Here is a 7,477-nt window from a genome sequence, read left to right as displayed (position 1 = left end):
CCGGCTTGAGCGAGTGGCGCGTTGCGATCGCGCGCACGATCGCGCCGAGCGTCTGCCCGTGCCAGCTCTTTTCCCGGCGCTCGTGCATGGCGTTGTTCGAATGCTCCAGCGAGCGGATATGCAGACGCCGTAGCTGGCGGCGCCACCACAGTTCGCATTTCGCGCGAAGCATCTGTTGCGCCGGCTCATCGAAATTCGGCAGCACAACACCGTAAGCGGCACGGGTACGAGCCTCGACGATAAGCGCTTGCTTGGCGCCGAGCCCAAGCGCCGGAAGCACAAAGTCATTGGTCAGCGTGCGCAAAGGCGCATGCTGGATCGTGTTGAGCCGAATTTAACTCGGCGCCTGTGCGGCGTTTGCCAAAATTGTCACATTCGGCGTGAACACCTTCGCGCGGCTATCAACCCCCAAGCCTCGTCCCCGCAAACATTACCTCCCCCCCCACCACCCCCTCCAATTCCGCAATCCGCTTGCGCAACCGCCGATCCTCCTGAAAACGCTCGGTCTCGTCGCGAATCACCGCCACGATCCCGCTGAGTTCGTTCTGCGGCGAATGCAGCAGCGCGACCGTAAAGGCGATCGACAACGCCCGCCCGTCCTTATGCACGGCGGGAACGCGCAACACGTCGTTGCCGTAGCGCGTTTCACCGCTCGCCATGGTCTTGTGATAACCGTCCCAATGGCGACCGCGCAATCGTTCCGGAATGATCAGATCGAGCGACTGACCGAGCGCTTCATTGTGAGTAAACCCGAACATCCGTTCAGCCGCGGGGTTCCAGAATTCGATGCTGCCGCACGCATCGGAAATGACGATCGCATCGCCGATTGCATTGGCCAGTTGCTGGAAGTCGATAACACTTTGCACGGCGCTTCCTTTAAATTGGGAACCGGGACTTGAATCAGAACAGCACAGCACAGCACAGCACACAGCATCGCAGTCGCAGGCCCGACCATTCAGCCGGACCTGCACGCCACCGCCCAGCGTACTAAACCGCTTTGGCTTCGCGCAGATTGAAGATCTCCTGCTTGCTATAGCCAAGGCTCGCCAGCACTTCGTCCGTATGTTCTCCGAGCAAAGGAGACGCCGTCACCTCCGGTTTCATATCCGAAAACTTGATCGGGCTGCCCACCGTCAGATACGAGCCGCGCTTCTTGTGCGGAACCTCGACAATCGTGCCGCTGGCGCGTAACGACGGATCGTTGGCCAGCTCCTTCATCGTCAGGACCGGCGCGCACGGAATATCGAACTTGCGCAAAATATCCACCGCTTCGAATTTGGTCTTGTCGGCAAGCCACGTTTCGATCGTCTTGAAGATTTCGAAGATATGCGGCTGGCGCGCTTCCGCGGTCCTGTAGGCCGGATCGTCGATCCACTCCGGTTTGCCGAGCGCCTTGCAGATCGGCTCCCATGCATGACCCTGGATCGTGAAATAGATGTAGGCGTTCGAGTCGGTTTCCCAGCCCTTGCACTTGAGCACCCACCCAGGCTGACCGCCGCCGCCCGCGTTGCCGCCGCGCGGCACCACGTCGCCGAATTCGCCGTGGGGGTACTGTGGATATTCCTCCAGATACCCTACCCGCTCCAGCCGCTGCTGGTCACGCAGTTTCACGCGGCACAGGTTCAGCACGCTGTCCTGCATCGACACGGCGACTTTCTGGCCCTTGCCGGTTTTATCGCGTCCCAGCAGCGCGGTCAGAATGCCGATCGCCAGATGCATGCCTGTATTGCTGTCGCCCAGCGCCGCGGCGCTGATGGTCGGCGGACCGTCCCAGAAACCGGTGGTGGATGCCGCCCCGCCCGCGCACTGCGCGACGTTTTCGTAAACTTTCAGGTCGTCGTAGTGATGGCCGTCGCTGAAGCCCTTCACCGAAGCGACGATCATCTTCGGATTCAACTCGTTCAGACGTTCCCACGAGAAGCCCATGCGATCCAGCGCGCCGGGGCCGAAATTCTCGACCAGCACGTCCGATTCGCGGATCAGCTTCTCGAGTACCTCCTTACCTTCGGGTTTTTTTGTGTCCAGCGTGAGCGACTTCTTGTTGCTGTTGAGCATCGTGAAGTACAGCGCATCAGCGTCCGGTATGTCGCGCAACTGGTTGCGCGTCACGTCGCCGGAACCCGGCCGTTCGACTTTAATCACGTCCGCGCCGAACCAGGCGAGCAACTGCGTGCACGCAGGGCCGGCCTGAACGTGTGTGAAATCGATGATCTTGATGCCGTCGAGAGGTTTGGTCATGTTGATATCTCCTGGTTTGCCGGATTACTTTTTCGTTGCCGCGCTTTGCGGATTCAGATTGGTGAGGCGGCCGCTTTCCGTGCCGGCGGCTTCGTCGATCACGGCGTTGATCAAGGTCGGCTTGCCCGACGCGATCGCTTCGAGCAGCGCTTTCGTCAGCTCTTCCGGCGTCGTCGCGTGGTGGCCGATGCCGCCGAATGCCTCGATCATCCGGTCATAACGCGCGCCCTTCACGAACACGGTCGGCGCAACGTCCTTGCCGCCGGTCGGATTCACATCGGTGCCGCGATACACGCCGTTGTTGTTGAAGACGATCGTGCACACCGGCAAGTCGTAACGGCAGATGGTTTCGAGTTCCATGCCGCTGAAACCGAACGCGCTATCGCCTTCTATCGCGACCACCGGCTTGCCGCTCGTCACCGCCGCACCGATCGCGAAGCCCATGCCGATCCCCATGATTCCCCATGTGCCCGAGTCGAAGCGTTTGCGCGGTTGATACATATCGATGATGCTGCGCGCGTAGTCGAGCGTATTCGCGCCCTCGTTCACGACGTTGATGTCCGGCCGCGTCTTCAGCACGTCGCGAATCGCCCGCAGTGCGCTGTGAAAATTCATCGGCGACGGATTCTTGTCGAGTGTCGCGGCCATCTTCGCGAGATTTTTGTTCTTGCGTTCGGCGATCGCGGCAGTCCATTCAGTGTTCGACTTCATGAACCCCGTATCGACGCCGGCGCGCAGCGCCGCCACGCACGAGCCGATATCGCCGATCACCGGCGCGGCAATCGCCACGTTGCTGTCGATCTCGGTCGGCGAAATATCCACCTGCACGAACTGTTTCGGCTGCGCACCCCACGTCTTGCCTTTCCCGTGCGACAGCAGCCAGTTCAGGCGCGCGCCGATCAGCACGACCACGTCGGCGTTCTCCAGCACGAACGAGCGCGCCGCGGACGCCGATTGCTCGTGCGTATCGGGCAGCAGACCCTTGGCCATCGACATCGGCAGATACGGCACACCGCTTTGCTCGACGAACGCGCGAATCTCCGCATCGGCCTGCGCGTAAGCCGCGCCCTTGCCGAGCAGAATCAGCGGACGTTTGGCGCTCTTCAATACGTTGAGCGCGCGTTCCACCGATTCCGTCGCCGGCAGTTGACGCGGCGCGGCGTCGACCACTTTCACCAGCGACTGCTGCGCCTTGACGACGTCGAGCGTCTGCGCGAGCAGTTTGGCCGGCAGATCCAGATAGACGCCACCCGGCCGGCCCGACACCGCGGCACGAATCGCACGCGCCACGCCGATGCCGATATCCTCCGCATGCAACACGCGAAACGCCGCTTTCGCATACGGTTTCGCCGCATTCAACTGATCCATCTCCTCGTAATCACCCTGCTGCAAGTCGACGATCTCGCGCTCGCTGGAGCCGCTGATCAGAATCATCGGGAAGCAGTTGGTGGTCGCGTTGGCGAGTGCCGTCAGACCGTTCAGAAAACCCGGCGCCGACACGGTCAGGCAGATGCCCGGCTTCTTTGTCATGAAGCCGGCAATGGCCGCCGCGTTGCCGGCGTGCTGCTCGTGGCGAAAGCCGATGAAGCGCATGCCTTCCGCTTGCGCGAGCCGCGCCAGATCGGTGATAGGAATACCGACCAGGCCAAAAATGGTGTCGATGTCGTTCAGTTTCAGCGCATCGATCACGAGATGGAATCCATCGGTCGTTTCGGTCGCCTGCTGGGTCGACGTAACGTTTGCTGCGGGCTGGTCGGCTTCTGCCATGACTTCTCTCCTGGGTGGCGGGGTCGTTATGCGTTGGGGTGCGAGCAGCGTGCTTGCGGAGTCGTTCATTTGCGCGAGCCGCTGGAAAAAGGTTGCAGTCGGGCTTCGGCAAGCGCCGCGCCGGCCGGCGCGCCGGAGTTGTCGATCCAGCGCTTTCTCATCGGCGCCAGCACGAACTTCGCGCAGACGGCGGCGGCGATCGAGATCACCGCCGCCGAGATGAACACCGTGCTCCAGCCGCCGTTCGCCGAGAGCAGCGAGGCGACCGGCACCAGCATCGACGCGGTGCCCTTCGCGGTATAAAGCGTCCCGGCGTTCGCCGCGGCGTATTTGCTGCCGAACGTGTCCGCGCAGGTGGCCGGGAAGATCGAAAAGATCTCGCCCCAGCACAGGAACACGGCGGCGGCGAAGAACATGAAGGCGTAAGGGTTGTGACCGAATTGCATCAGCCCGAGCAACGCGACGCCTTCGCCGAGAAAGATCATGAACATCGTGTTTTCGCGGCCAATTCGGTCCGACAGAAAACCGCACAGTGGACGGGTAAAGCCGTTGCACAGATTGTCGATCGACAGCGTCATCGTGAGCAGCGGCAGCGTGACGCCCATCAGGCTGACCGGTAATTTCGCGAAGCCGTATTCCTTGGCAATCGGCCCGAGCTGCGCGGTGGCGATAATGCCGCCGGCGGCCACGAACACGAACATCAGATAGAGCACCCAGAACAGCGGCGAGCGGATCATCTCGCCGGGCGTGTAGTCGATCTTGCTGGCGACCACGCGTTTAGCCGCGATCGCGCCGGCAGGCGGCCTGGGCCGCACCAGCATCGTGGCCAGCAGCAGAATGCAAACGCCCTGAAAAATGCCGAAGAACATGAAGGTGTGCTCGTAGCCCGAGCGCTGGATCATGTTGGCGATCGGAATCACGGTGACGGCCGCGCCGGCACCGAAGCCCGCCGCAGTCAGCCCGGCGGCGAGGCCGCGTTTGTCCGGAAACCATTTGAGCGCGGTGCCGACGCAGGTGCCGTACACGCAGCCCGCGCCGATACCAGCAATCACCGCCGCGACGTACAGCGCGGCGAGACTGCTCGCCTGCGCATCGATGATCCAGCCGAGTGCCGCGCACAGCGAGCCGCCGATCACGACGGGACGCGGGCCGAACTTATCGACGAGCCAGCCTTCGACGGGCACGAGCCAGGTTTCGGTGACGATAAAGATCGTGAACGCGGTCTGGATCGCCGCCTGGCCCCAGTGGTGGGCGTTGTCCATCGGCACGACGAACAGCGTCCAGGCATATTGCAGATTCGCCACGAGCCCCATGCATACGACGCCGATCGCGAGTTGCGCCCAGCGGTGATGCCAGAGAGCGGCGCGGCCGCGCTCCTGTCGGTCGGAATGTTCCATGTCTGCGTCTCCTGCATATTCCGTCGCGCTCGCACGGCGCGTTGGACTTACGTGATCGAATCGCTTCGCTGCCGGTCTGAGTGCAATGAAGCGCCAATGGTCGGTCAGAGGGAACGCGTTGTACGTGCAACCAGCCGGTCGTGGGCGGGTTGGGTGTGTAGCGTGTCTGAGTGGATGCTGCGCGCGCGGATCGATAAGTAAAAATCAAAACATTTTATGGTTTGTATTAGGCATGTCTAATAGACCGGTGGCCGCCCGGCTGCATTGATCGCGGGTAGCGTGATTCACTGTCGGGAAGTGTGAGGGCGCATGGGAGCGCGCGTCCGGGTAAACCAACGCATAAGTGAAAAGCTATGGTTTTTCCAAAAAACTCTAACTGTTGTTTATCGATGCGCTCTTCTACTCTGCGTTCATGCCACTCGCTCTGAGGAGATGACCATGAACACCTCGCCAGTCCAGCCAGCCGATGCCGCCGTCGCGGCGGAAGTCCAGGCGCAGTTATGCGCCTACAACGCCGCGTTCGACGAACTCGGCCTGCGTTTTCGTTGGGACACGCGCACGCTCGCGACGCTCGCCGCGATAGAGGGCGAGCGGGAGCAGATCGAGGCCTATATCGAAGCGCATCATGCGCACTTGCTGAAGGCCTATAGCGCGGTGTTTTTGAGCGAGGCGATTCTTGAGAGAAAGCGCCTGCGTTATCCGGCGCCGCTGTCGATTCAGCTTACGAGCGAACCGCCGTTGAATCGTGCGATACCTCGGCACCCGGCGATCAGCCGGAGCGAGCGGCTGCCGTTCGAGATGGAGTTGCCGGCGCTGGCCGGTATCTAGCCGCGGCGTAGCACGCTGTGGGTGTCCTTACCGCGAGAGGCGAGCGCCGGTTATAACGCGGCCGCTCGCCTCCTGCCGATCGCCCGACCGGATGGCGGGCAGGCACGCGTCAGACCGGATTCAATGCCGCGCGCCCGTCGAGCACCGCCGCGACATTGTCCAATGCCGTGAAACCCATCTGGTCGCGCGTCTCGATCGTGGCGCTGGCCATGTGGGGTGTCAGGAACACGTTGTCGAGTCCCGCGAAGCGTTTGTCGACGTTGGGTTCGTGCTGGTACACGTCGAGACCCGCGCCGAACAGATGTCCCGATGTCAGCGCGTCATACAGCGCGTCTTCGTCGACCAGGCCGCCCCGCGCCGCGTTGACGAACACCGCGCCCTTGCGCAGCAAGCCGAACTCTTTTTTCGCCATCAACGGAACACCGCCGCCCGGCACGTGCAGCGTGAGCACCTGGCAATGCGGCAACATGTCGTCGAGGCTGGCGTAGAACGTCGCGCCATGCTCCGCCGCCGCCTCCGCGCGGCGCACATCGGTGTAGATCACGCGCATGCCGAAACTTTGCGCCCGCTTCGCCACCGCGCGCCCGATCCGTCCAAACCCGACAATGCCGAGCGTCTTGCCGTTCACCCGCGTGCCCAGCATGTCGGTCATCCCGAACGACTTACCCCAGCCGTTGCGCATGATCCGTTCGTATTCCGACGCGCGGCGGCAGGCCGCCAGCACCAGCAGCAAGGTGAAATCGGCCGTGCATTCGGTCAACGCATCGGGTGCGTTCGTGACCGCGATGCCCCGTTCCCGCGCGGCGGCCACATCCATGTGATCGAAGCCCGCGCTCGCGTTGGCAATGATCTTGACCGTCGACGGCAGCGCGGCGATATGCGCAGCCTGCAACCCCGACTTCTTGCCGATCAGGATGGCCGGCACCTCGTGCCGGTTGCAGAAGTCGACGACCGAGGCCGAGTCCATGTCGGACTCGGTCACGAACGCGTGGAATTCGGCCTCGGCGCGATGCGCCACGGCGGTGGGGACCTTTCGCGCAATCAGCAGGCGGGTGGGGTTAGTTTGCGACATGATTTTTCCCTCGATGGATAGACGTCGAGAGCCTACGAAACCGGCGCCTGCGACGTCAATGTTGATTCGATCAATCAACTCCTGCGCCCCGCTTTCGTGCCGGCACGGGCCCCACGCTGCCCGATGGCCTGCACGTCCATTTCCGCGATATAGCGTCTCAGGAAAACCCTGGGGC

At 62.4% G+C, this 7,477-nt stretch carries 6 protein-coding genes and 1 pseudogene; 1 reads left to right on the top strand and 6 read right to left on the bottom strand.

The window, feature by feature from the left end:
- The 5 genes and pseudogenes from BX591_RS30595 to oxlT form a co-directional block, all read right to left on the bottom strand.
- Positions 1 to 304: pseudogene (locus BX591_RS30595) on the bottom strand (replication endonuclease); the annotation flags it as partial.
- 97 nt (positions 305 to 401) lie between these two features.
- Positions 402 to 866 (bottom strand): PAS domain-containing protein, encoded by a 465-nt coding sequence (locus BX591_RS30590; RefSeq protein ID WP_111935055.1) that lies wholly within the window; start codon positions 864 to 866, stop codon positions 402 to 404.
- Between the two features lie 121 nt (positions 867 to 987).
- Positions 988 to 2,238, bottom strand: a complete 1,251-nt coding sequence (gene frc / locus BX591_RS30585; protein ID WP_111935054.1) for a formyl-CoA transferase — start codon at positions 2,236 to 2,238, stop codon at positions 988 to 990.
- A gap of 24 nt (positions 2,239 to 2,262) precedes the next feature.
- Positions 2,263 to 4,005, bottom strand: coding sequence for an oxalyl-CoA decarboxylase (oxc, locus tag BX591_RS30580; protein ID WP_111935053.1), 1,743 nt, complete (start codon positions 4,003 to 4,005; stop codon positions 2,263 to 2,265).
- 65 nt (positions 4,006 to 4,070) lie between these two features.
- The gene (oxlT, locus tag BX591_RS30575; RefSeq protein ID WP_111935052.1) at positions 4,071 to 5,402 is read right to left on the bottom strand and encodes an oxalate/formate MFS antiporter; all 1,332 of its coding nucleotides are present in this window, start codon (positions 5,400 to 5,402) and stop codon (positions 4,071 to 4,073) included.
- Between the two features lie 438 nt (positions 5,403 to 5,840).
- Here oxlT and BX591_RS30570 point away from each other — a divergent pair, with 438 nt between their 5' ends.
- On the top strand, positions 5,841 to 6,230 hold the full coding sequence (locus BX591_RS30570) for a hypothetical protein (protein WP_111935051.1): 390 nt from the start codon (positions 5,841 to 5,843) through the stop codon (positions 6,228 to 6,230).
- Between the two features lie 109 nt (positions 6,231 to 6,339).
- On the opposite strand, the gene BX591_RS30565 is transcribed toward BX591_RS30570, so the two are convergent.
- On the bottom strand, positions 6,340 to 7,302 hold the full coding sequence (locus tag BX591_RS30565; protein WP_111935050.1) for a 2-hydroxyacid dehydrogenase: 963 nt from the start codon (positions 7,300 to 7,302) through the stop codon (positions 6,340 to 6,342).
- Positions 7,303 to 7,477: the final 175 nt, after the last annotated feature.

The sequence above is a fragment of the Paraburkholderia bryophila genome (assembly GCF_003269035.1).
Lineage (GTDB): Bacteria > Pseudomonadota > Gammaproteobacteria > Burkholderiales > Burkholderiaceae > Paraburkholderia > Paraburkholderia bryophila.
This window is presented reverse-complemented; position numbering and strand designations above follow the sequence as displayed.

Excerpts from the sequence above, each read along its gene's own strand:
- BX591_RS30570 (WP_111935051.1), top strand. The coding sequence starts at position 5,841 with ATGAACACCTCGCCAGTCCAGCCAGCCGATGCCGCCGTCGCGGCGGAA.
- oxc (WP_111935053.1), bottom strand. The coding sequence starts at position 4,005 with ATGGCAGAAGCCGACCAGCCCGCAGCAAACGTTACGTCGACCCAGCAG.
- BX591_RS30565 (WP_111935050.1), bottom strand. The coding sequence starts at position 7,302 with ATGTCGCAAACTAACCCCACCCGCCTGCTGATTGCGCGAAAGGTCCCC.
- oxlT (WP_111935052.1), bottom strand. The coding sequence starts at position 5,402 with ATGGAACATTCCGACCGACAGGAGCGCGGCCGCGCCGCTCTCTGGCAT.
- frc (WP_111935054.1), bottom strand. The coding sequence starts at position 2,238 with ATGACCAAACCTCTCGACGGCATCAAGATCATCGATTTCACACACGTT.